Raw genomic sequence first — 21,789 nt, 5'->3', positions numbered from 1 at the left:
TCGTCGTCGACTATCCCGGCATTGCCCGCCGCAGGCACCAGGGGGCGGCACACTCTACCCGCTCGTGCTTTGCCGGGCCCGCCAGCCGTCGTCGTCGCGCACGGCCTTCTGGATGCGCCGGCCGATCTCGCGCAGCTGCCTCGCCTGCGCCCGGGTGAGCGGGTCGAGCACGAGCCGGTGCACCGTCTCGACATGCCCCGGGGTGGCCTGCTCGAACCCTGTTCGCCCGTCGCCGGTGAGGCTGGCCAGCGTGTAGCGACCGTCGGCCGGATCGGGTTGCCGCGTCACCCATCCGCGCGTCTCGAGCCGGGCGACGGCGCGCGAGAGCCGCGAGAGCGAACTGTTGGCATACCCCGCGAGAACGCTCATGCGCAGTGTGGCATCCGGAGCGTCGGCCAGCGCGAACAGGATGCCGTACTCGAAGTGCGTCAGCCCCGCGTCGCGCTGCAGCTGCGCATCGAGGGCCGCGGGCAGCCACTCGAGCACGGTGGCCAGCGTCGCCCAGGTCTCGAGGTCGTCGCCCGCGAGGGCCGCAGTGAGAGGGGTCTCTGGCATGCCGGCAGACTACCCGGAATGACTTGCCTGGGCAAGTTATCGTGCTAGTTTTGACTTTCCTGAGCAAGTGAATGGAGAACCATGGATCTCGAGTTGGGCGGCCAGCGCGCCTTCGTGAGCGGCTCGACGCAGGGCATCGGCTACGCCATCGCGCGCGCCCTGCTGGGTGAGGGTGTGTCGGTCGTCATCAACGGGCGGCACGAACGCTCGGTGCAGGCAGCGGTGCTCGGGCTGCGGGCGGCAGTGCCCGGCGCGCAGGTCGCGGGCATCGCGGCAGACTTCGCGCGGCCCGACGAGGTCGACCGTCTGCTCGAGTCGCTCGGCGACGTCGACATCGCAGTGAACAACGTCGGCCTGTTCGGTCTGGCCCCGTTCGGCGACGTCACCGACGACGACTGGCACCGCTACTTCGACGTCAATGTCTTGAGCGGAGTGCGCGTGTCGCGGCACGTGCTGCCGGGCATGCTCGCGCGAGACCGCGGCCGCATCGTCTTCATCGGCAGCGAGTCGGGGGTGAACGTTCCGGCCGACATGGTGCACTACGGCATGACGAAGGCCGCGATGCTGGGCGTGGGCAACGGCCTGGCGAAGCTCACCCGTGGTACGGCCGTGACCGTGAACACGGTGCTGGGCGGGCCGACGTACTCCGACGGGGTCGCGCAGGTGGTCGACCAGCTGGCGACGGCCCAGGGGATGCCCGCGGCCGAGCTCAAGGCCACGCTCGCCGGCGCCAACCGCACCTCGCTGCTCGAGCGTTTCATCGAGCCGCGCGAGATCGCCGACCTCGTGCTCTACCTCTCGAGCCCCCGCGCCTCGGCGACGAACGGAGCCGCTCTGCGCGCCGACGGCGGCGTGCTCACTGCGCTGCTCTGAGTCCGTCGGCGGCCACCACAGACCCCTTCCTCCTCGCTGCGACACCGGCATTCGCTGACACAACGACCCTCGCGCCGTCGGCGACCTGAACGCCTTCGTGATCACCTACACCTACGGCGCCGACGCGGATGCCGCACAGTCGGTGACCGTCACGGGAACGCTGAACGGCGCTGACCTCAACACGGTGAAACGATCGTTCACCCTTCCCGACCAGAACCTGCCCGCCCCGGTCATCACGGCTCCGGTCGCCGGGTCGACGGTGTACGGAGACCAGGTGACGTTCACCGGTACCGGAACTCCGGGCACGAACGTCATCGTCGTCGCGGTACCGACCGCGGCACTGCAGGCTGCCGCGAACGCCCGTGCGGCCCAGACACCGCCAGCCGACCCTGCCGACCCGATCGTCGTCGGCACCGACGGCACGTGGACAGTCACCCTCTCAGCACAACCCGACGACTACACCGTCACGGCAGTGCTGGCCGACATCGGCGCCGACGGCACGATCGTTTCACTGCTCTCACCCCCGTCGGCTCCTGTCGAATTCATTCTCGCGGCGACGCCCGTGGCGCCTGTCGTCGTCACCACACCCACCCCCACTCCGACGCCGACCGCCGTGGCGGCCGCGTCGAAGAGCGAGCTGGCCGACACCGGGCTCGGTGTCACCGGCGCAGCTGCAGTGGCCGCGTTCTTCGGCCTCGCCGGTGCGGGTCTCGTTCTTACACGCCGTACGAAGGCGGGCAACCGCACCCCGACGCGCTGACGTCGCTCCGACCACACGCGCAGGTGAACGCCCGTCGTCGCGGCGGTGGCCGACACCGCGAACGCAACCCCGTGCGGCCCCGGCCCGGCGGCCGCATAGTGGGGTGATGCAGATGTATTCGCACTACCGCACAGGCCGAACCCTTCAGGCCGTCTCTGATGTGGTTGCCGTCGCCGTCGTGGCTCTCTCGGTGTGGGCCGGTGCCACCGTTGCCGGGGTTCTGCTCGGCCTCGCCAGAATCGGCGGGAGTCTGGCCAGCTCAGGTGCCGGCTTTCAGAGCACGATGACCGACGCGGCGCGCAACCTGGGCGGCATTCCGCTGATCGGGCCGTCGGCGAGCGCGCCGTTCGTCGTGGCGAGCAGTGCCGGGTCGATGCTGCAGGCCACCGGCGAGAACGCGCAGTCGCTCGTGGGCAGCATCGCCGTGGTCACAGGCGTGCTGGTGGCGGCGGTGCCCATCGCCCTGGTGGCGTGGCTGTGGTTGCGGCGGCGGGTGGCGTTCGTGCGCGAAGCCGCCGAGACGCGGATGCTCGCCGGCACCCCCGCGGGCCACGAACTGCTGGCACTCAGAACGATGCTCACTGCCGAGCCCGCCGCGCTGCTGCGGGTGGCGTCGAACCCGGTGGCCGAATGGCGCCGGAGCAACCCGGCCGTCATCCGCGAACTGGCCGTGGCCGAACTGCGGCGAGCGGGTGTGCGCCCCGAGAGCATCGGGCGCTGACTGTGCGACCCGACCCCGACAACCATGCAGAATCGAAGCAGGCCCGGCCGATCATCCGTCGACCGACCCCACCCGAACGGAGAAGCACATGCCCACTGACAGCGACAAGTCGAGCATCGGTGAACGCCTGACCGGCGAGCACGACGCCCGCGACCCAGACGGCCTGCTGACCGTCGACCAGGCGGCGAACCCGCCCAGCCGCACCGCCTACGGCCACGACGAGACCGACACCCTCGACGTCGAGAAGGTCGATGAGGTCGAGACTGCCCAGAACGCCGGCGCACCGGCCCCGGCGGTCGCCGTGCCCGACCAGAACGGCATCACCGCGGCAGACACGACCGGCGGCCGCTGACCGGGCACCGTCTCGCGCGGCGGCACCGGGCCGGCGCTGCCCGGCCCGGTGCACCGCCGACGCCTGCGCGCCCGCGTGGTGCCTCAGCGGGCTTCTGTCGCGAGCTCCTCGAAGTCGTCGACCCCGGCCTCGGCGGCCTCACGGCGGCGAGCCCGCACGCCCGGTGCGACCAGGGCGGCGATGATCGCCAGAACGCCGACTCCGGCCGACACCCAGAAGCCGATCGTGAACGCCTGGTCGAGCGGCGCGCCCTGGGCCGACACGTTCGACGAGATGAGCGCCGCGATGACCGCGGTTCCGATGCTGCTGCCGACGGTACGGATGACCGTGTTCGCGCTGATCGCCTCGCCGGTCTGTTTGGCTGGCACGGCCTCGACGATGGCGTTCGAGCAGGCGGCGAGCGCCATGCCGATACCGATACCGGTCAGCACACCCGAAAGCAGAATCTGCCAGCTCTCGTTGTGCCCGAGCGCGGGGATGAGAAACGCGACCGTCACCGAGATGCCACCGATGATCATCGGAATCTTCGGGCCGATGCGGCGGATCAGAATACCCGCCACGACACCGGCGATGACCATCGCGACGACCGTCGGCAGCAGGTAGAGGCCGGCCTCGCTCACGCTCTTGCCGAACCCGTAGCCGAGAACGGTGGGCAGCTGCAGCAGGGTGGGCACCAGGATGAACGTGCCGAACATCGCGAAACCGAAGGCCAGGGCGACCACGTGCGCGGTCCACACACCGCGGTGCTTGAACAGGCGCACATCGATGAGTGGCTCTCTGACGCGCAGTTCGACCAAGACGAACACGATGAGCGCGACCGCGCCGAGCACGATCAGACCGATCGTCTTGCCGTCGCCCCAGCCCCACTTCTCGCCCTCGCTGATGGCCAGCAGCAGCGCGACCAGACCGATCGAGAGGATGCCCGTACCCACCACGTCGAGGCGGCCAGGCGTGCGCACGGGTGATTCCGGAATGCCGAAGATCGCACCGAGCAGGGCGATCACCACGAGAATGGCGGGCAGCCAGAACAGCCAGTGCCACGACAACGCCTCGACGATGGGGCCGGCAGCCACGATGCCGACACCGGCACCGATGCCGAAGATCGCCGACAGCAGACCGATGGTGACGCTGACGCGGTCACGCGGCAGCTCGTCGCGCACGATGCCGATCGACAGCGGCATCACCGCGCCGGCGGCACCCTGCAGGATGCGCGCCACGATCAGCACACCCAGGTTCGGGGCGAGGGCCGCGAGCACCGTGCCGACCAGCAGCAACGAGAGCACGATGATCATGATCTTGCGCTTGCCGACCATGTCGCCGAGGCGGCCGAGAATCGGGGTGAGCACCGACGCCGACAGCAGGTATGCGGTCAGCACCCAGCTGGCATCGCTCGTCGTGACACCCAGGTCGTTGCCGATGGTGCTCAGCGCCGGCGCGACCAGCGACTGCAGAACAGCGAACGACAGGCCACCGAGCGAGAGGAACAGGATGATCGCGGTGCCGCGCGAGCGCGGCGCCCTCTCGGCCTCGCCGATGCGGGTCGATACGGAGCCCGTGGTGGGGCTCTGCGCGGTTGCAGACATGGTTCTCCTCGTGATGTAAGCAGACGCTGACTTGTAGATTCTGCCCGAACCGTGCAACGATGTCAACACGGGTTTACACGCGCCGAGCACGCTGCGGTGCCCGGAGGAAGTGAGCTATGGGCAACGAGACACAAGGGTCGACGATGACACTCTCTGAGACCACGGCCGACGCTGATCTCGAACTGATCCGCTCAGGCAGAGACGCGGCGGCGACGAGGCGCGCCCTGATTCGCGCCGCCCGCCGGCGATTCGCGACCGACGGCTACCGCGCCACCACCGTGCGCCAGATCGCTTCTGACGCGAACGTCAATGTCGCACTGATCAACCGCTACTTCGTGTCGAAGGAGGGTCTGTTCGAGGCGTGCATGCTGCGCACCTCTGACGAGCTCGACACCCAGACCCCGGCCCGGGCATCCGACATCGACGACGTCATCGGCCGGTTGATCGCCCACGTCGTGAACGCCCCCGACGGCGACGACCCCCTGCAGTTACTGTTGTTGCTGCGCTCGTCGGGCGACGAGAATGCCGACCGCATCCGCCGCCGCACTATGGAGCATTTCGCCCAGCGGCTGGCTGCTGCCGCGGGCTGGAACGCCGACGACCCCGCCACCGCCCCGATTCTGCTGCGCGCCCAGCTCGCCATCGCGACGATGCTCGGCGTCGTGATGCTGCGCACGTCGGCCGCGGTCGAACCCGTGTCGTCGGCCGGCTCCGACGACCTGACAGAGCCGCTCGACCAGGTCTTTCGCGCCCTGCTCACGTCGACGCCGCCCGCTCAGCCGCCCGCTCAGCCGCCCGCGCGGTAGGCCCGCAGAAACACGTCGGCGCCGGCCAGCGCCGCTGCATCTCTCGCTCGGGCATCGATCGAGGTGGGGTCGAACAGAGCGTGGTCGAGGGCCGCCCCGAGCACCAGGTACGCGAAATGCTCGGCGGCGGCGAGGGCGTCGGGCAGTGCGAGGTCGCCCGACCGGGCGTAGTGCTGCAGGCGCTCGGCCACCGCCTCGATGACGGCGCGCGGAACGCGCTCGAAATACTCGGTCGCGAGCTCAGGAAAGCGGTGCGCCTCGGCGATGAGCAGGCGGCGCGTAGCGACGACTCTCGGCGTGACCACCGCCGCCGCGTGTGCGACGGCGAATTCGCGGATCTCGTCGTCGACCGGCCGCAGGTTGGTGTCGGCGCCGACCTGGGCCTCGACGAAGTTCTCTGCCGTCGCGGTGGCGCGGCCGATGACGGCGCGAAAGAGGTCGTCTTTGCTGCCGAACAGGTTGTACACCGTGCGCTTGGCGACTCCAGCCTCGACGGCGATCGCGTCGACGGTCGCCGCGAGAAAGCCATGCTTGAGAAAGTGGTCGAGCGCCGCGTCGAGAATCAGCTCGCGTGATCGGGCGACGCGCGGGTCGACCCGCGGGTCGGTGCTTGCGGATGCGGCGGTCATGATGTCATTATGCACTGGTGAGTGCAGAAGTGCACTCACCAGTGCATGAGGGAGAGCATCATGGCGACGACGGCCGAGACGGGTTTCGACAGAAGCGTGGCCGTCACGCGCTCCATGCTCGGCTGGGGCGTGGTCGCCGGGCCGTTCTACCTCGTCTTCGGGGTGATTCTCGCACTCACACGGCCGGGATTCGACTTCGGGCACGACGCACTCAGCATCCTGCTGCTCGGCGACAAGGGATGGCTGCAGGCGACGAACCTCGTACTCTCGGGTCTGATGACCATCGTCGCGGCGACAGGGCTCTGGCGCACGCCGCGCTGGCCGAGGCCGGCGGCGGTGCTCGTCGCCGTGTACGGCGCAGGCCTCGTGCTCAGCGCGTTCGTCGCACCCGACCGGGCAGGCAGCGGCACAGCGACGGTGCCGGGGCTGCTTCACCTGGCGTTCGGCGCCGTCGGGTTTCTCGCTCTGGGCGTAGCGGCGTTCATCGCGGCACGGTGGTTCCGCCGGCCGGCCTGGTCGGTCGTCGCCGGCGTGGTGATCATCCTGGCGTTCATCGCGGGCGGTGCGCTGTCGCAGGGCACGGCGGGCGTGGTGCTGCTCTGGGTTGCGGTCATCGTGGGGTGGGCCTGGCTGGCGCTGGCGTCGGTCGCCGCCTACCGGGCGGTGCCGCATCCGCTGCTCTCGCGGCGCTGACCCGAGCCGCGCGCCGCCGACCGGGGGCGCAGGTGCCCATCGGTCGGCGGCGATCGCGGTCAGCGGATGCTCGCCCGCAGATCAGCGCACGGTCAGCGGGCGGCACCGACCAGTCGCGACGCCTCGGCGATGGCACGGCCGGCGTCGCGGGCCTGCTGCTCGGCGGTCTGCCGCAGCTCTGCGGCCATGTCGGCGAACGAATCGAGGGCGGGGTTCACCCCGACCAGGGTGAACGGACGCTGCACGACGTGCAGGTCGAGCTGCCACACGTCGGCGAGAACGCGGCGAAGCCAGTCGGTCGAGTGGTCCCAGCCGTCGCGCGGGGTGCCGGGCGAGTAGTTGCCGCCGAGCGTGGTGTTGAGCACGGCGGGCTTCCCTGCCAGCGCAGAGCTGCCGCCCGCACCGATCTCGGGCACCGTGTAGGCGAGGTCGAACCAGAGCTTGAAATGCTGCGAGACGCCGAAGTTGTACAGCGGCACGTCGAACAGCAGCGCGTCGGCGGTGAGCATCTCGTCGGCCAGGGTGCGGGCGAGCGTGGTGGCGGCATGCTGGTCGGGGGTACGGCCCTCGTCGGGGATGAAGCCCGCCGAGACGGCCTCCTGCCATGCGGTCGCAGGAATCGGGTCGGCGGTCAGGTCACGCCTCACGATGGTGTCGCCCGGCGACGCAGCGAGCCATTCGCTCTCGACGATGTCGCCGAGCGCCGAACTGGCAGAAGAGGCCGGCATGATGCTTGCATCGAGTCGGAAGAGGGTCATCCGAAGTGCTCCGTTTCGTCTATGTACTCTGTAATTCAGAGCGCGTAGCTTTAACCTAGCAGGTAGAGTGGTCACATGGAGAACACCTCGCTCCACCGCTGCGATGCCGCGGTGACCCTGGCGTTCTCCCTGCTCGGCAAGCGCTGGGTCGGCATGATCATCAGCACCCTCGGGGCCGGTGAGATGTCGTTCACCGACGTTCGGCGCGCCGTCACCGGCATCAGCGACGCCGTGCTCTCCGACCGCCTCGCCGAACTCACCCGGCTCGGCCTCGTCGAACGCCGCGTGAACGACGGGCCCCCGGTGTCGGTCGTCTACCGCCTCGCTGCGAGCGGTGAGCAGCTCGTTCCGCTGCTCTCCGAGCTCGGCGTCTGGGCGCAGTCGAACCTGCCGGCCGAGTAGCCTACCGGGGGTTCAGCGGGCGCCGTGGCCGCGGACTGCCCCACCCCAGGGCGCTGCGACGAGGGCGATCGTGAGGTGAAACTCGCAATCGAGCGTCGACTCACAGGAGAACAGGGCGGCCAACCGTGCATCGGTCGCTCGCACCGACGAAACGTCGCCACGGGCGACCATCAGCCTGGAGGGGTCGGCTCGTCGGGCGCTCGAACAGCGCGCAGACCGACGCGCGCGCGTCATTCGCGGTCCGTGGTGTACATGTCAGTGCCCGTCTCGCCAGGCAGATCTTCGACTGGCAGACCCTTGCCGTCGAGATTCGAAGCAAGCTGCTCGGGAGCCACTCTCTGATGCGCCGCATCCGGCCAACCCCAACTGCCGGATGAGGTCACCGGCGAATCAGGCTCGACCGTCGAGGCCGCCCAGTTCGGGTCGCTCTGCGTCAGCGCGATGAGCCCTCCCACCGCGAGCATCCTGAGCAGGAAGGGAGCCGCCGGGGCAGCCCGGCGCTCGATGCTTCTGGTTTCGTTGCGAAAGTATCCTTGCGCGATGTCGACGATCACGTGGTCGCCATCTTCGACAAGATCGCTCACCCCCTCGACTTCGAGCGAAGGGAGCGCGACTTCGAAGCAGTTTCGAAAGAACGTGCGCGAGAAGGTCTCTGCGACGACGCAGCCGATGCCCGTAGCCTTGAGCGCCTTGGTGGCGATCGCCCGGCCAGATGACTGGCCGAAGTGCTTGCCCGCCACCACGATGTCGCCCGGTTGAACCTCTGCGGGGAACCTCGGGTTCTGATCCTCGAGAACGTGCGCGACGATCTCGGCCATCGGGTCGAAGACGTACCTGGATTTGACTAGGGCGTCGGTGGGAATGTTGTCACCGAACTTCCAGCACCGTCCCTCGAACCGGGTCGTGAATGCCTCGCTCATGCGAAGACCTCTCTTTCTCCGACGAATCGACGGGGGTCGGCGATCTTACCGTCGACCGCAGATGCTGCGACAGTCGCGGCAGAGGCCAAGTACATCGACGCTTCCGGGCTGCCGTTACGGCCCGGAAAATTACGGGCGTGAGTGGAGATCATTGCTTCGCCTGCTGTCATCGCGCCCATGTTGGCGGTCTGATTGGAGCCAGTACTCGGAGGGAACCACGTCGCACCGGCGGCGTGCAGCTCCGCGACGAGCCCGAGCGCGAGAGCCTCGGCGAACACCTGTCGGCTGCCGGGAACGATGTTGAAATTCAGTCCCGCATGCACGTGGCGGCCGCGCAGGATGTCTGCTGCGATGACGATGTCTTCGAGCCGGCCACCGCCATGCCCGCCGAGCTCTGCCCAAAGCAGGGGCGTGCCGGTGATGTCATCTACAGGATGCACGTTGCCAACCGTCGGCGGACACGCGACCTGCGGCGGCAGCGAGCTGACGTCGAACCGGCGCACATCGGCAACCGGGTCACCATCCCCATTGACCATCAGATCGAGTCGTGCGTCCGGAAGGTTGGCGACGAATTCACGAGTGATGTCGTCGGGCTCGATGTAACCGCATTTGGCGCCGAGATCGACGCAGAGCAGGGGGAAGAGCCAGCGGTCCCAGAATGAGAGCGACTTGATGTACGGCCCGGTGAACTCGAGAGCCTTGTAGATCAGCGAGCCTTCACCCAGTTCGCTGACGAGCCAGAGCGCGACGTCGCGTGCGCTCGTACCGCGTGGGGGCTCGCCCGTGATCTCGATCTGAACGAGCTCGGGCACTCGGAACCATGCCTTACCGAACGGCATGACTGTTCCCGCATGCGAGTCGTTGCCGAGCGCCACTGCCAGCGCGCCGACCGCACCGTGCACGGGAGTATGGCTGTCAGACCCGACCACGACTGTGCCCGGCTGGGCGAGCCCGTTTCGCATGAGCACGTGGTGGATGTTGCCGTTGCCGCAGTCGAAGAGCTGCACCCCGCGCTTATGTGCCCAGGCCCGGTTCGAGTGCAGCACCGTCGCCTGCTGTTCCGTCGGCGGCGAGAAGAGATGGTCGAACACGATGACAACACGGTCGGGATAGGGCAGCGGCTTTCCGATCCGCTCTTCGTACACTCGGGAGGTCAGATAGCTACTGAGGTCGTGCATCACCAGGCGATCGACGTCTGCGACGACGACGTCGCCCGGTGCGACAGACTTTCGTCCGCTCGCACGTGCAAGGATCTTCTCTACGAGGTTCACGGCGTCGTCCTTCCGGCGTTCATCGCCTGTTCTTGAGCGGGGCCCGTGGCATTCATGCGAGAACCAGCGTCGGGTCGGTGATCACTCCACTGATCGCCGATGCCGCCGCGACTGCTGGACTCGAGAGGTAGATGCTCGACTCGTAGCTGCCCATCCGGCCGCGGAAGTTGCGGTTAGCTGTCGACAGAGTCACTTCGCCGTCGGCCATCGCGCCCCCGCTGCCTGCACAGGCCCCGCACCCGGGGTTCGTGATCATCGCGCCGGCCTCGATCAGCGTCGTCACGATGCCATCCGCTGCCGCCTTCGCCATGATGTCTGCAGACGCCGGGGTGACGACCAGCCGCACACCCGGGGCGACAGTGTGGCCCTTGAGATACTTGGCTGCGATCGCCAAGTCGTCATACTTGGCGTTGGCACACGAGCCGATGAACACCTGGTCGAGTCTGGTGCCGACCACCTGGCTGATCGGCACGACATTGTCGACGTTGTGGGGAACGGCGATCTGGGGTTCAAGTGTTCGCGCGTCCAGATCGATGCGGTGCTCATAGATGGCGTCTGCGTCAGGCAGAATCGGCTCCACCGTCGAGAGGTCGACACCGTGTTCCAGCAGATACCTCTCGGTCTCAGCGTCTGGCGGAACGACAGCGTTCTTGGCTCCCATCTCCATCGCGAGATTACAGAGGGTCATTCTCTCGGAGGTGCTGAGCGACTCCACCCACGAGCCATGGAACTCTACGGAGTAGTACGTCGCCCCATCTGCCGTGATATCGCCGATGAGCTTGAGCATGACGTCTTTCGGGTACACGCCATCTGGCAGCGGCCCGGTAACGTTGATGTACATCGATTCGGGTACCTTCATCCAGAGCTTTCCCGTCACCCACGCGGCAGTGATCTCGCTGAAACCGACACCGGTGCCGAGCGCGCCGAGTGCACCGTAGATGGTGGAGTGCGAGTCGGTGCCGATGATGAGGTTGCCGGGCTTCACCAGCCCGTGCTCCATGAGCACCACGTGGGCGATGCCGGCGTTGACGTCGAAAAAGTTCTTGATGCCGTGACTGACAGCGAATTCCCGCGAGAGCCGGTGATCGCCGGCAATCTTCGACGTCTGTGCCGGCGAGATGTGGTCCATTACCATCGCGATCCGATTCGGATCGAACAAGTCGGGGTCGCCCATGCGCTCGAGCGTCTTGATGCACCGCCACGTCGCGGTGTGACTCATGTACAGATCCGGATAGGCGTCGACGATCTGGCCGGCGACGAGACCGTCTATTCCCGATGCGCGCTCCAACGCCTTGATAGCAAATGTCTTGCCCATTATTTCTTCTCCTTCGCAAAGTTCTTCATGAGGTGCTCGACAAGGCCGCCGGCCTCGAGAATCTCGCGCAGCACCGGCGGGAACGGCGCGAACTGGTACGACGACTCTCCGACTGTGACTGTGCCCGCAGCATGGTCGACCCAGACTTCGTCGCCTTCTCTGATCGCGTCGACCGCCGACGGGCACTCGACCGCGACGAGACCGGTGTTGATCGCGTTTCGAAAGAACACGCGCGAGTACGAGCGCGCGACCACGGCCTTCACTCCGACTCCGATGAGGCAGGTGGCTGCCTGCTCGCGTGCGCTGCCGCATCCGAAGTTCTTGCCGGCGACCACCACCGGGCTCTCGGCGAGCTTGGCCTGCACCTCGGCGCCCAGCGGTTCGAACGCATGCGTGCCCAGTTCGACGGGATCGATGCTGACGAGGTAGCGCCCCGGAATGATGACGTCGGTGTTGACGCCGTCTCCGAAAACGATGCTGCGGCCGCCGAGGCGGGTGTCTGATGCGGTATTCACTCTGTGTCCTCCAAGAACCAGTCGGTGGGGATGACATGCCCCAGGTCTCTCTGCTCGGCGAGCCGGAAGATCTTCGATCCGACCGCTGCGAACTGGATGCCCATACCCGTGTTGTTCGCGAAGACCGTGATGTCTTCTTTGTCTTTTCGTGCCGGGTGCGGGTCGATCAAGATCTGCCCGAGGTCGTTGATGTCGTCCCAACAGACGCGACCCTTCTCGACTGGCCCGAGAATGTCGACCTGCCTGTCGTGGTGCACCTGCTCGCGGGAGAGCACTGCAATGCGCGCCGCCCTGTCGAAGGTGGTCTCGTCGAGCTCACGCCTCATGGCGGTGCCATCCGGGCTGGTGATGCACGTGACGTGGGTTCCAGGCTCGATCCAGTCGCCGTCGAACACAGGATCCATGGCGGCCGTTGCTGTGGTGATAATTCTGCAGCCTTCGACCGCGCCCCTGGGATCGTCGACCGCGATGACTCGGCGACCAGTCTTCGCACTCCAGGTTCGGGCAAATTCTTCTCGGCGCTGCCTGGTTGGACTGTAGACGCGGATCTCTTCAATCTCGGGGCGCACGAGAAGCAAGGTCTCGAGATGCGCCGCTGCCTGCCAGCCCGCACCGAACATCCCGGCAACAGTGACACCCGGATTGGCCAGCTCCCTGATCGCCAGTGCCGAGGAGGCGCCCACCCGGTACTTCTGTATCACCGAGTCTTGGATGATGGCCAGAGGCTCGAGCGTCTTCAGGCTGAATAGGGTGATCAGACCGACATAGCGCCCACCAGGAGCCAGCGGAAGAACCCGGCGACGCTGCTCTCCTGTGGCCATCGTCTCGACGCCGACAATGTCGGAGTTGATGCGCGTGGCCCAGACGCCACTAGAGACGTTGCCGCCCTCCTGGGTCTTGAATCGAAAGTGAAAACCAGGATGGTCGTCGTCTTCCACCGGGAAGTATGTGTGATTTCGTGGTTGGTTACCGCCCAGGTCGAGCGCGAGCTCTCGGTATGCCACCTCGAGCGCATCGATCACGTCTTGCGGATCGAGTACCTGCTCGACATCGGCGTTCGAGAGCACTCTCACCGCTCGTCTCCGTCACGAGCACCATCGACGTACTCAGAGTCTGGTCCGGTCAGCTCCTCGACGCCGCGCTCCGTCAACAGCACCGTGTCGGTGAGTACGCTGCGAACGTCTGTCGGGCTGATCACCTCGACGACGATGCCGAACACCTCCCCGGTGGCGGGCGTGGGCGACGGCCCCACCAGCTCTCCCCCGGTCGCGAAGTCGGCCTGGCTGATCCAGCGCACGCTCCGCACCGATCCCTCAGGAACCTCGTCGAGGGCCCGAAGCGCGGCCGCCTCAGCGCCGGGCCAGGAGACACCGGAACGAAGAGTGTCAAGAGCCGCCTTCTGCGCGGAATTCAGAGCGGTCAGCCACCCCGCCTCGCCGAAGGTTCGACCTGCAAGCAACCAACCGTGCCTGTACTCACCTGCCACCTCGATGGTGCTGTGTCCGTCAGCATCAGAAGCTCGAACCAGCGCATCGGCGAAACCCCCGTGCCGCGTGACGAGATCGATCGTCGACAACCTCTGCACCGCACTCAGGCCAGGACCGGTGGCATCGTCGAGGGCGCGACGCAGAACGGTGGCACCCGCACGCAGGAGATCCACCTCGGCCTCCGACGGCAACGATCGAGCGTTGCGAACGAGCGGGCCGAGGTCTCTCGTCGTCCACCCGGGCACGGCCGAGATGATCTCTTCCCTGACGGCTGCGGGCCACAGGTCGGCATCGACGAAGCCGATCGTGCCGGCAGGCGAATCGGCCACATAACCCGCCACCAGGTCACCGAAGCTGCGCCCACTGCGAAGGTCTTCGAGTACCGACGTCTTCTGCATCCACGAGAAGACCCGTCGAGACAGTTTCGTGAGGAGCGTGGGCCGGCCTTTGGCAGGAACGGCCAGCACACCCTCGTTCCAGTAGATGACGAGGTTCGTCAGGTAGCCGATGTCGTCGCCGCGCGAGACATCGTTGTAGATCAGGGCGACATCGACTCCTACAGACCCGAGCTGCGTCTGCAGCGCGTCGACTCGATCAGTCCACTCCGTGTCGTCGATCTCCGCCGGGTCGAGAACGACAAGCCCGCGCTTCATTTGCCACTCCTTTCGTCTGACGAGAAGAGCCGTCTCTCTGTGGAGACCAGCACTTCGCAGCCGGTCGCGGTGACGACGACCTGGTCGCCGAACACGTGATAGCCCGCAATGGGAGTGAAGGTGTTGGGATGGATGATAAACGTCGCACCCTCCGGCAGCACGGTGTGATTGCCCTCGATGACGGGCCATTCGTCAAGATGCAGGCCGAGCCCGTGTCCACGCACCCTCGTCCATTGCTCTGTGCAATAGTCGCCGAGCCCGTATTTGCGGAACACATCGTTCTCGGCGACGGCGACCTCGTGAGCCGTGACTCCGGGTCGCACGACCGCCATTCCCGCATCGGCAGCCTCGCGAAACAGGTCTGCCGACTTCTGCTGCGCCGCCGACGGAGGGCCCACTGTCGCAGATCGGCAGATCTGCAGCCAATAGCCGTCTGTCTGAGGGGTCAACTCGGTTCGCACCAGGTCACCCTGCTCGAGGATGCGCCGACTCGGCGGAGTCATGCCGAGCACCTCATCTTTTCCCGAGGCGATCAACATGAAGTTGTCTTCCGCGCCCAGCCGTTTGATCTCGCTCTCGACCTCGGCCACGATGTCGTACTCCGTGACGCCTGGCTCGAGTGCGTTTACGAAGCTCTTCCAAGCCGCATCCGAAACAGCCGCAGCTTTGCGCATTCTGGCGAGCTCCCACGGGCTCTTGACCATGCGAGCCTCGTCGAAGAGCTTCGTGGCAGAAACAAGTTCGACACCTGGGAGGCCGGAGAGAAGAGCCCGGTAGAGAACCGTCGGAAGCAGTTCGAGATGACCGATACCGATGCGCCGCGCACCGAGCGCTCTGATCTCGGAGATCACGGGGTCGAGGTTTGCAATGGAGATCAGCTGACCGGAGACCACCCAATCGCGCTCACGCAGGGGAATGAGATCTGCGCGACGAGTCGAGAACGCGGTCGCCTCTGCATCGAGAGGCAGCACGGCAAGAGTCGCCGCGCCCCCCAGCGACGTGTCTGTCAGGTAACGCACGTTCTCCCGCCGCCAGGCTGGTGCGTAGGCGACCAGGGCATCGAGGGCGCGTTCCGCCATCGCCGTGCGTAATTTCGCCTGACGCAGCGAACGCTCGACTCTGTCGGCATCTCCTGGGTCAATCGTCACGACGCGGGTCGCACTTTCGGTCGAGAGGCTGTTCATAGTGCGCCCACCCGCTCCTTCTCTTGTTCTGCCTGCTCTTCCATGCGCATGAAATCGTGAGTCACCGACTTCTCGAGTTCGAACAGCCGGTCATCCTCCGGCTTGCGCGGGTGGGGCACGTCGACCGTGAGGTCGAGGTACGTGTGCGTCGGCCGAGCGGTGATGACGAGCATCCGGGTCGATAGGAACACCGCTTCGCGAATGCTGTGGGTGACGAACAGGATGGTCGTTCCGGTCTGATCCCAGATGCGAACGAACTCCTGCCTCAGTTTTCTCGCCGAGAATTCGTCGAGAGCAGAAAAGGGCTCGTCTGCCAGAAGCAGGTTGGGTTCGATCGCCAGTCCCCTGGCGAGGGATACACGCTGTTGCATGCCACCCGAGAGCTGAAGCGGGTAATAGGCGGCGAACTCGCTGAGCCCGACGAGATCCAAGTATTTATGCACCCTGAACTGGATCTCGTCGTGCGGAAGGCCGAGCTCGCGTAACGGCAGCGCCACGTTGTCGGCAACTGAACGCCAGTTGAGCAGGCGTGGTTGCTGGAAGACGACGCCGATCTTCACGTCGGAACGCGTTTTCGTCGTCACCGTCTTGCCTGCGAGAGTGACCGTGCCCGACGTTGCGTCATCGAGACCGTTGATGATGTTCAACAGTGTCGACTTGCCGCAGCCCGAAGGACCGAGGATCGAGAGCAGCGCCCCCTCCTCGACTTCCACGTCGAGGCCGCCCAGTACATTCAGCGGAGTGAGTCCAGGGCGCGGATACGACTTCTTGACATTGTCGAGCACGAGATAGGACTGAGTCACGACTACTCCTCCTTCTGACTCTGAGAAACAGGGCGCCACCGCGTGAGCCGGTTCTCGATCGGTTTCAAGATCGCGAATTCGATGATGAGCAGCACTGACGTGAACAGCAGCGTCCAGGCGAGCACCTGCGTCATGCTGAAGTTGCCGAACCAATAGCTCAGGGTGTAGCCGACACCACTCGAGAGGCCGAGCAGTTCGACGACCGTCACGATCTTCCATGAGATGCCGAGGGCATAGCGCAACGCGGCCAGGATGAATGGAACGAGTTGAGGAACGACGACTCGCAACAGAATCGAACGGCGAGAGAATCTGAATGCCTGGGCCATATGGATCACGTCGTGGTCTATTGCTTTCGTGCCCTGCCAGATGTTGATGGCGATCGCCGGTGTCGCCCCCACTCCGACAGCGATGATGGCCGCGAAGTCGTTGAGTCCGAACCAGAGGATGCACAGAATGCCGTAGACGATGGCCGGGATGGTGAAGAAGATGAGCACCCATGTGTCGAGAAGATCTTCACCCAGCTTGGACAGCCCCATGATGAGCCCGATGATGATGCCGAAGGTGATGCTGATGGCCATGCCCCCAAGCACCCGCAGCATCGTCACACCGATCTGGTAATAGGTGTTCGGAAGGGTGAGGTTCTGGCCGATCTGCGCGAATACGGCAACCGGACCGGGCAAGACGGTCGGCTTCAGGAAAAGCGAGACTATCTGCCAGACCAGCAGCAGCACCAGCACCGATAGGACCCGCCGCCAGAAGCCCCGGAGAAATCGATGGCGTGATGCGCGCGCCACCGAGGCGTGGTCGAAGATCACCTCTGTCTGAAGCGCTTGAATTGTGGACAACTTTGTGCACCTTTCGCTTGCTTGTTCTGTTTCCCCCGCGCCGATGTGCGGCGTGAGGTGACTAGCTGTCTGCGTCACCCTTCTCGTTGAAGTAGACGGTGGCGCGCTGGTACATGCTCTGCATTGCCGTGACAACGATCGGCAGGGTTTCTGCCGGAATGTCGGCCATGACGTGCTGAACGATGTCTCTCAGCGCTTCATCGGCCACTCCAACCGCAGCACGACCCTCGTCGGTCACGCTCAGAATGATCGCCCGCCGATCTGCCGCACTTTGCACCGTTGTCATCAGGCCTCGTTTTACAAGACCGTCGACGTTCTCTGAGACAGTAGGCAGCGAGAGGCTGCCTCGGGCAGCGAGCTGGCTCAGCGATGTGTAGCCGTTGGCAACTCGTTGAAGCGTGCGGTACTGCCGAAACGTGAGTCGCGGATCGAGACCACCGAGGGTCGCCGCAAAGAGACGATTGAGGCGAACCGGCACACCGAGCATGAGCTCCAGCGTCTCTGGCTCGACGGACACAACCGCTGATGTTCGTTTCGTCATGATTCATCTCCTTCGGTATCCTACTAGTTGGATACACGATACATTAGGCACCCTAACTAAGCAACAGTGCATCGGGCAGGCCAGCCGGCCCCCGTTGCAGGCTTACTGCGACGGCAGAGGGGGGTAGTTCAGCGTGAACAACGAGTCGGGAATGTCTTGCGGGAACGACGGATCGAGGTACGGCAGCAGATCTTTGATGAGCTTCTTCATCGCATCGATCTCTGTCTGCGTCCACGTCGTCACGAACGAGCTGGTGTACAGCTTCTGGAAGGACGCCGCAGCTTCAGGCTGACCTAGCGACGCGGCGTAGTCCGTCCACACCGATGAGTTGCTGAGGATGTACTGCACGGCATCGCGAAGGGCACTGTTGTACGCCCGAACCGCCGAACAGTTCTGCTGAGCGTAGCTGTCGGTGGTCACCGGACCGAGATACAGCGGACTGTATCCAAGCTTGGCGTTGTAATCGGCGGTCAGGTCGACGAGTTCGGTGTAGTTGCCCGCATTCACCTGGTAGGCCGTGCCTGCCGCGTCGAGCACAATGGCGTCGAGCTGGCCCTGATCCATCAGACCGTACAGTTCGGCGTCTGGAGCAACATGAACCTGGCCGTCGAGGTCGGTCAGCAGGTCGACTCCGTAAGCCTTTTTCGCCAGCGCCTGCAAGACGGCAGTCGTCGCTCCGTTCAACGCGGTGAACGAGCCGACCCGCTTTCCCTTGAGGTCGCTCAGGCTCTTGATCGATGAGCCTTTCGGAACGAACACCCCTGCAGTCGGAACGGAGAGCGCTCCGATGAAGACGACGTCAGACCCGCCGGCCCGAGCCTGGTCCATCGTTGTCAGACCACCGAAGCCGAAGTCGACGGCGCCTTGCGTGATCGCTTGGGCAGAGGCCGGAGGGTTGAGAAACGACTTGACGTCGAGGTTCAGGTTGTATTTCGTATCGAGCCCCTGAGACTTCACGGTCTTGATGACCAGGTCTTGATTGCCCGGATTTGTCGCGACCGTGGCTGACGTCATTGTCGTAAGGGGCCCGCATTGCGCGCCGTCTGTACTCGTGGCCGCGGCGTTCGACGTCGATGCGCCGGCAGAACTACACCCGGCGAGCGCCAGGCTGGCGACGGTCAGCAGCGCCAACGTCGCGACGGTGATCTTCTTGTGCATTTTCTCTCCTAATCGGAAACCGTGCCTTGTCGGTGCTTCACTGCACCGACACGAGTACGCCGAGTGCAGTGACTGTGCGTACGAGGAGCGTCTCAAGAGCTCTGCTAGCGGGGAGACCGGGGGGATGCAGACCGTGAATTGCGCCGCATCCTGTCTCAGCGTCTTCGCTAATCAGGGACCCTAAGCTTTTGCCGACCTTACGGTTAGCACCCCTAAGCTGTCAAGGAAAATGTGCCGGCCCAGTCAATTGATGCCAGATGAAAAGCGTTGATTCACCAGCCGAACTGCCTCGTCGACGTACTGTTCGACGTGCCATGGCAGCAGTTGGTCGACGTGCGCCCGAGCCGTTGCGGCTTCCCGCACGCGCTCGACATATGCTGTCGGATCCTGATACCGGCCGAGCAGCGATTCGCGAGGGAGAGGTGTTCGGTCGCCCCACATGAGCGAGACCGCCGAGCTGTAGACCGCGGTCGGAACTTCGATCTCGGGCATGCGCACTCCGCCGACAACATTGCCGACGTCGTCGAGCTCGAGCTCGACTCCCTGCCCGCGACGACGAAGGCGTGGCTGACTTGCCAATGGCCTCCCGCCCCCCGCCCACTGGGCAAGGGGCCGCGCGGCCGCAGCGATCGTCGGCGAGAAGCGCACCATGCGCTGCGCCTGCCCGGCGAAGGGGTCATCCCATCCGTCGCGCTCAGAGATATCAGGTCGGTAACCGCCATCGCAGGCCGAACGGTGCACAGACCCGGCGAGCTCCCATACCCTGATCCACTCGCTGTCGCCCGGGGATGGAACTCGCGCCGCTCGAGCCTCTGTCTCAGACTGAAGCAGCAACACGGGGACGCCAGCATCGGCTCTAACGGTCGTTGCGATCAACCGACGCAGCTGTTGCTCGTTGAAATCGCTCTTGCTCTGCCCCGGAACGACTGGCGAGTCGTCGAAATCGGTCGCTCCTCCGAGCAGCACACTCAAGATGAAGGCGGAGAAGACTTGGTGATGCCGGTGCACGGCATTGACGTAGCTGACAAGCCGCGACGCAGACTGGGATTCGCCGATTGCGACGCAGTCGTGCGGTGAAAGACCCGGCAACAGCCTCGCGCCGACACCATGCGTAGCCATCAGACATCGGGCGACGGCCGCGAAGATATCGAACGAGCAACTGTCGCCCGGAATCTTGAGACGGCCGTATCTCTGCGGGTCGAGTCGGCGCAGGCCCGATCGTTCGACACCGTCGAGACCATCCACTCCCACCGTCTGAGCCGACACCGCCGCATACACGTATCCGGATCGGTGAAAGTTCTCATTGACCGCCCACGAGATCTCATTGAGTGACGAGACGTTCGACCACTCGCAGAGCACGATGCCGTTGAACCGCGACGGGTCGATCGGTCGGTGCACAATCACGCGAGTCCTGAAAGGTCGCGTGTCGGTGGCCTCGACGCTCCATTCTCCGCTCACATCGAGTCGACCCGCGGGCCGGTAGGTGCGTGCCAGACCCGACACGAAGTACTCCTCCTCGACATAGCCGAAGATCGTGAGGTCGCCGGCGTATCCGCCCATGACATGGCCCGGGCCGCGTATCGGGCCCTCGATCTGCACAGAGAGCGCCATCACACACCCTTCCCGGGAGCACGCCGATGCATCGTCATGGCCGCTCGCCTCGGAGCGGGGTCACGGCGTCGTCTCTTCGAGCAACCATTCGGTCGGAATCACGTGACCAAGATCCTGCTCCTCAGCCAATCGCAGAATGCGGGAGCCGACGGCGGCGAATTGAATGCCCATTCCCGTGTTGTTGGCGAAGATCGTGATGTCATCGGGATGCTTTCTCGCTGGCGCCGGGTCGAGAAGCACGTCTCCGATCTCCTGGATGTCGTCCCAGGCGATCCGGCCCCTGTCGACGGGCCCCAGAATGTCGATCTGATTGTCGTGGTGCACCTGCTCGCGCGAGAAGACGACGATTCGGTCCGCACGGTCGAATGTCACGTCATCGAGTTCGCGCCGCATCGCCGTGCCGTCAGGACTGGTGATGCACGTCACGTGCGTTCCCGGCTCCAGCCAACGTCCGTCGAAGACCGGCTCCATGGCGGCGGTCGCCGCTGTGATGATGCGGCATCCTTCCACTGCCAGGCGGGGATGATCTACGGCAACCACCTTTCGACCGGTCTTCTCGCTCCAGGTCGCTGCGAACTCCTCTCGGCGAGCGGCGGTCGGGCTGTAGACCCTGATCTCTTCGATGCCAGGCCGTACCAGCAACAGTGTCTCGAGGTGTGCTGCCGCCTGCCACCCCGCACCGAACATCCCCGCGACGGTCACGTCATCATTGCTCAGTTCTCGAACACCGAGGGCAGACGTCGCTCCGACTCGGAACTTCTGGATCACCGAGTCGTGCATGATCGCGAGTGGCTCCAGAGTGTCGAGGCTGTACAGCGTCACGAGACCAACGTAGCGGCCCCCCGGAGCCACGGGCAGCAGACGACGGCGACTCTCGCCCGTGGGCAGCGTCTCGGTTCCGACCATGTCGGAGGTGATGCGAGTGGCCCACACCCCGCTCGACAGATTGCCGCCCTCCTGCGACTTGAAGCGGAAGCGAAAGCCGGGATGCGCCGCGTTCTCGACGGGGAAATACGTGTGGTTGCGCGGCCTGTTCGCACCTTTCTCATCGGCGAGTTCGCGGTATGCGACCTCAAGTGAATCGATGACGTCTTCGGCGTCGAGCAACTGCTCGACATCGTCATTCGAGAGGATTCTCATCGTTGGGTCTCCTGACAGGTACTTCAGTGACGCGAACCAGGTCTCTGGCCCGCGGTGGGTGCGCCGTGCACCCCGGACGAGCTCCTTAGGGACCCTAAGGATGCTCGACGCAAGAGTAGAGTTCGCGACCATGCCGCGTCAATGACGACGTGGAGCTGCAGTTCTCGATGTTGCGCCAGTGCACGCATACAGTTAGCATGCCTAATGAGAAGGT

At 65.2% G+C, this 21,789-nt stretch carries 24 protein-coding genes; 7 read left to right on the top strand and 17 right to left on the bottom strand.

Annotated features, from left to right (window positions below; all coding sequences use genetic code 11):
- Window positions 1-54 precede the first annotated feature (54 nt).
- Entirely contained in the window at window positions 55-555 is a 501-nt protein-coding gene (locus tag V3W46_RS14795; RefSeq protein ID WP_331783898.1) for a MarR family winged helix-turn-helix transcriptional regulator, read from the bottom strand.
- An 81-nt stretch (window positions 556-636) separates the two neighbouring features.
- On the opposite strand from V3W46_RS14795, the gene V3W46_RS14790 reads away from it, so the two are divergent.
- The 4 genes from V3W46_RS14790 to V3W46_RS14775 all read left to right on the top strand — a co-directional run bounded on the left by V3W46_RS14790 (window position 637) and on the right by V3W46_RS14775 (window position 3,261).
- On the top strand, window positions 637-1,428 hold the full coding sequence (locus V3W46_RS14790) for an SDR family NAD(P)-dependent oxidoreductase (protein ID WP_331783897.1): 792 nt from the start codon (window positions 637-639) through the stop codon (window positions 1,426-1,428).
- Between the two features lie 97 nt (window positions 1,429-1,525).
- On the top strand, window positions 1,526-2,188 hold the full coding sequence (locus V3W46_RS14785) for a hypothetical protein (protein ID WP_331783896.1): 663 nt from the start codon (window positions 1,526-1,528) through the stop codon (window positions 2,186-2,188).
- Window positions 2,189-2,294: 106 nt separating this feature from the next.
- Complete coding sequence (locus tag V3W46_RS14780; protein WP_331783895.1) at window positions 2,295-2,909, top strand: hypothetical protein; 615 nt, start codon at window positions 2,295-2,297, stop codon at window positions 2,907-2,909.
- 88 nt (window positions 2,910-2,997) lie between these two features.
- Entirely contained in the window at window positions 2,998-3,261 is a 264-nt protein-coding gene (locus V3W46_RS14775; protein WP_331783894.1) for a hypothetical protein, read from the top strand.
- Window positions 3,262-3,344: 83 nt separating this feature from the next.
- On the opposite strand, the gene V3W46_RS14770 is transcribed toward V3W46_RS14775, so the two are convergent.
- On the bottom strand, window positions 3,345-4,844 hold the full coding sequence (locus V3W46_RS14770) for an MFS transporter (RefSeq protein ID WP_331783893.1): 1,500 nt from the start codon (window positions 4,842-4,844) through the stop codon (window positions 3,345-3,347).
- A 143-nt stretch (window positions 4,845-4,987) separates the two neighbouring features.
- Here V3W46_RS14770 and V3W46_RS14765 point away from each other — a divergent pair, with 143 nt between their 5' ends.
- Window positions 4,988-5,650, top strand: a complete 663-nt coding sequence (locus V3W46_RS14765; RefSeq protein ID WP_331783892.1) for a TetR/AcrR family transcriptional regulator — start codon at window positions 4,988-4,990, stop codon at window positions 5,648-5,650.
- Here the strand turns inward: V3W46_RS14765 and V3W46_RS14760 are convergent.
- Window positions 5,632-6,279 (bottom strand): TetR/AcrR family transcriptional regulator, encoded by a 648-nt coding sequence (locus tag V3W46_RS14760; protein ID WP_331783891.1) that lies wholly within the window; start codon window positions 6,277-6,279, stop codon window positions 5,632-5,634. The genes V3W46_RS14765 and V3W46_RS14760 overlap by 19 nt on opposite strands.
- Window positions 6,280-6,339: 60 nt before the next feature.
- On the opposite strand from V3W46_RS14760, the gene V3W46_RS14755 reads away from it, so the two are divergent.
- Window positions 6,340-6,972: a DUF998 domain-containing protein gene (locus tag V3W46_RS14755; RefSeq protein ID WP_331783890.1), complete on the top strand. Its 633-nt coding sequence runs from the start codon at window positions 6,340-6,342 to the stop codon at window positions 6,970-6,972.
- Window positions 6,973-7,064: 92 nt separating this feature from the next.
- Here V3W46_RS14755 and V3W46_RS14750 read toward each other — a convergent pair whose 3' ends face one another.
- Window positions 7,065-7,730 carry an FMN-dependent NADH-azoreductase gene (locus V3W46_RS14750; protein ID WP_331783889.1) on the bottom strand — a complete coding sequence of 222 codons (666 nt, stop codon included), beginning with the start codon at window positions 7,728-7,730 and terminating at the stop codon, window positions 7,065-7,067.
- 75 nt (window positions 7,731-7,805) lie between these two features.
- Here V3W46_RS14750 and V3W46_RS14745 point away from each other — a divergent pair, with 75 nt between their 5' ends.
- Window positions 7,806-8,132 carry a winged helix-turn-helix transcriptional regulator gene (locus V3W46_RS14745; protein WP_331783888.1) on the top strand — a complete coding sequence of 109 codons (327 nt, stop codon included), beginning with the start codon at window positions 7,806-7,808 and terminating at the stop codon, window positions 8,130-8,132.
- Between the two features lie 230 nt (window positions 8,133-8,362).
- Here V3W46_RS14745 and V3W46_RS14740 read toward each other — a convergent pair whose 3' ends face one another.
- The 13 genes from V3W46_RS14740 to V3W46_RS14680 form a co-directional block, all read right to left on the bottom strand.
- The gene (locus V3W46_RS14740; RefSeq protein ID WP_331783887.1) at window positions 8,363-9,052 is read right to left on the bottom strand and encodes a LeuD/DmdB family oxidoreductase small subunit; all 690 of its coding nucleotides are present in this window, start codon (window positions 9,050-9,052) and stop codon (window positions 8,363-8,365) included.
- On the bottom strand, window positions 9,049-10,230 hold the full coding sequence (locus V3W46_RS14735) for an aconitase family protein (RefSeq protein ID WP_331784101.1): 1,182 nt from the start codon (window positions 10,228-10,230) through the stop codon (window positions 9,049-9,051). Before V3W46_RS14735 ends, V3W46_RS14740 begins: the two co-directional genes overlap by 4 nt.
- Window positions 10,231-10,375: 145 nt before the next feature.
- Window positions 10,376-11,638, bottom strand: coding sequence for a 3-isopropylmalate dehydratase large subunit (locus V3W46_RS14730; RefSeq protein WP_331783886.1), 1,263 nt, complete (start codon window positions 11,636-11,638; stop codon window positions 10,376-10,378).
- Window positions 11,638-12,153, bottom strand: coding sequence for a LeuD/DmdB family oxidoreductase small subunit (locus V3W46_RS14725; protein ID WP_331783885.1), 516 nt, complete (start codon window positions 12,151-12,153; stop codon window positions 11,638-11,640). Before V3W46_RS14725 ends, V3W46_RS14730 begins: the two co-directional genes overlap by 1 nt.
- A complete protein-coding gene (locus V3W46_RS14720; RefSeq protein ID WP_331783884.1) occupies window positions 12,150-13,220 on the bottom strand; it encodes an ornithine cyclodeaminase family protein in 1,071 nt (356 codons plus the stop codon). Before V3W46_RS14720 ends, V3W46_RS14725 begins: the two co-directional genes overlap by 4 nt.
- Before the next feature lie 2 nt (window positions 13,221-13,222).
- Window positions 13,223-14,293 carry an aminopeptidase P family N-terminal domain-containing protein gene (locus tag V3W46_RS14715; protein ID WP_331783883.1) on the bottom strand — a complete coding sequence of 357 codons (1,071 nt, stop codon included), beginning with the start codon at window positions 14,291-14,293 and terminating at the stop codon, window positions 13,223-13,225.
- Entirely contained in the window at window positions 14,290-15,477 is a 1,188-nt protein-coding gene (locus tag V3W46_RS14710) for a M24 family metallopeptidase (RefSeq protein WP_331783882.1), read from the bottom strand. Before V3W46_RS14710 ends, V3W46_RS14715 begins: the two co-directional genes overlap by 4 nt.
- Window positions 15,474-16,262: an ABC transporter ATP-binding protein gene (locus V3W46_RS14705; protein WP_331783881.1), complete on the bottom strand. Its 789-nt coding sequence runs from the start codon at window positions 16,260-16,262 to the stop codon at window positions 15,474-15,476. The genes V3W46_RS14710 and V3W46_RS14705 overlap by 4 nt, the downstream gene beginning before the upstream one ends.
- A 20-nt stretch (window positions 16,263-16,282) precedes the next feature.
- On the bottom strand, window positions 16,283-17,203 hold the full coding sequence (locus V3W46_RS14700; RefSeq protein ID WP_331783880.1) for an ABC transporter permease: 921 nt from the start codon (window positions 17,201-17,203) through the stop codon (window positions 16,283-16,285).
- Window positions 17,187-17,666, bottom strand: a complete 480-nt coding sequence (locus tag V3W46_RS14695) for a MarR family winged helix-turn-helix transcriptional regulator (RefSeq protein ID WP_331783879.1) — start codon at window positions 17,664-17,666, stop codon at window positions 17,187-17,189. Before V3W46_RS14695 ends, V3W46_RS14700 begins: the two co-directional genes overlap by 17 nt.
- A 102-nt stretch (window positions 17,667-17,768) precedes the next feature.
- Window positions 17,769-18,824: an ABC transporter substrate-binding protein gene (locus V3W46_RS14690; protein WP_331783878.1), complete on the bottom strand. Its 1,056-nt coding sequence runs from the start codon at window positions 18,822-18,824 to the stop codon at window positions 17,769-17,771.
- 243 nt (window positions 18,825-19,067) lie between these two features.
- Window positions 19,068-20,435 carry an alpha/beta hydrolase domain-containing protein gene (locus V3W46_RS14685; RefSeq protein WP_331783877.1) on the bottom strand — a complete coding sequence of 456 codons (1,368 nt, stop codon included), beginning with the start codon at window positions 20,433-20,435 and terminating at the stop codon, window positions 19,068-19,070.
- 60 nt (window positions 20,436-20,495) lie between these two features.
- Window positions 20,496-21,575, bottom strand: coding sequence for an ornithine cyclodeaminase family protein (locus tag V3W46_RS14680; RefSeq protein WP_331783876.1), 1,080 nt, complete (start codon window positions 21,573-21,575; stop codon window positions 20,496-20,498).
- Window positions 21,576-21,789 lie beyond the last annotated feature (214 nt).

The organism is Subtercola sp. YIM 133946 (assembly GCF_036553535.1).
Classification (GTDB): Bacteria; Actinomycetota; Actinomycetes; order Actinomycetales; family Microbacteriaceae; genus Subtercola.
Note: the sequence above shows the minus strand (reverse complement) of the source record. Positions and strands in the feature narration are given on the sequence as shown.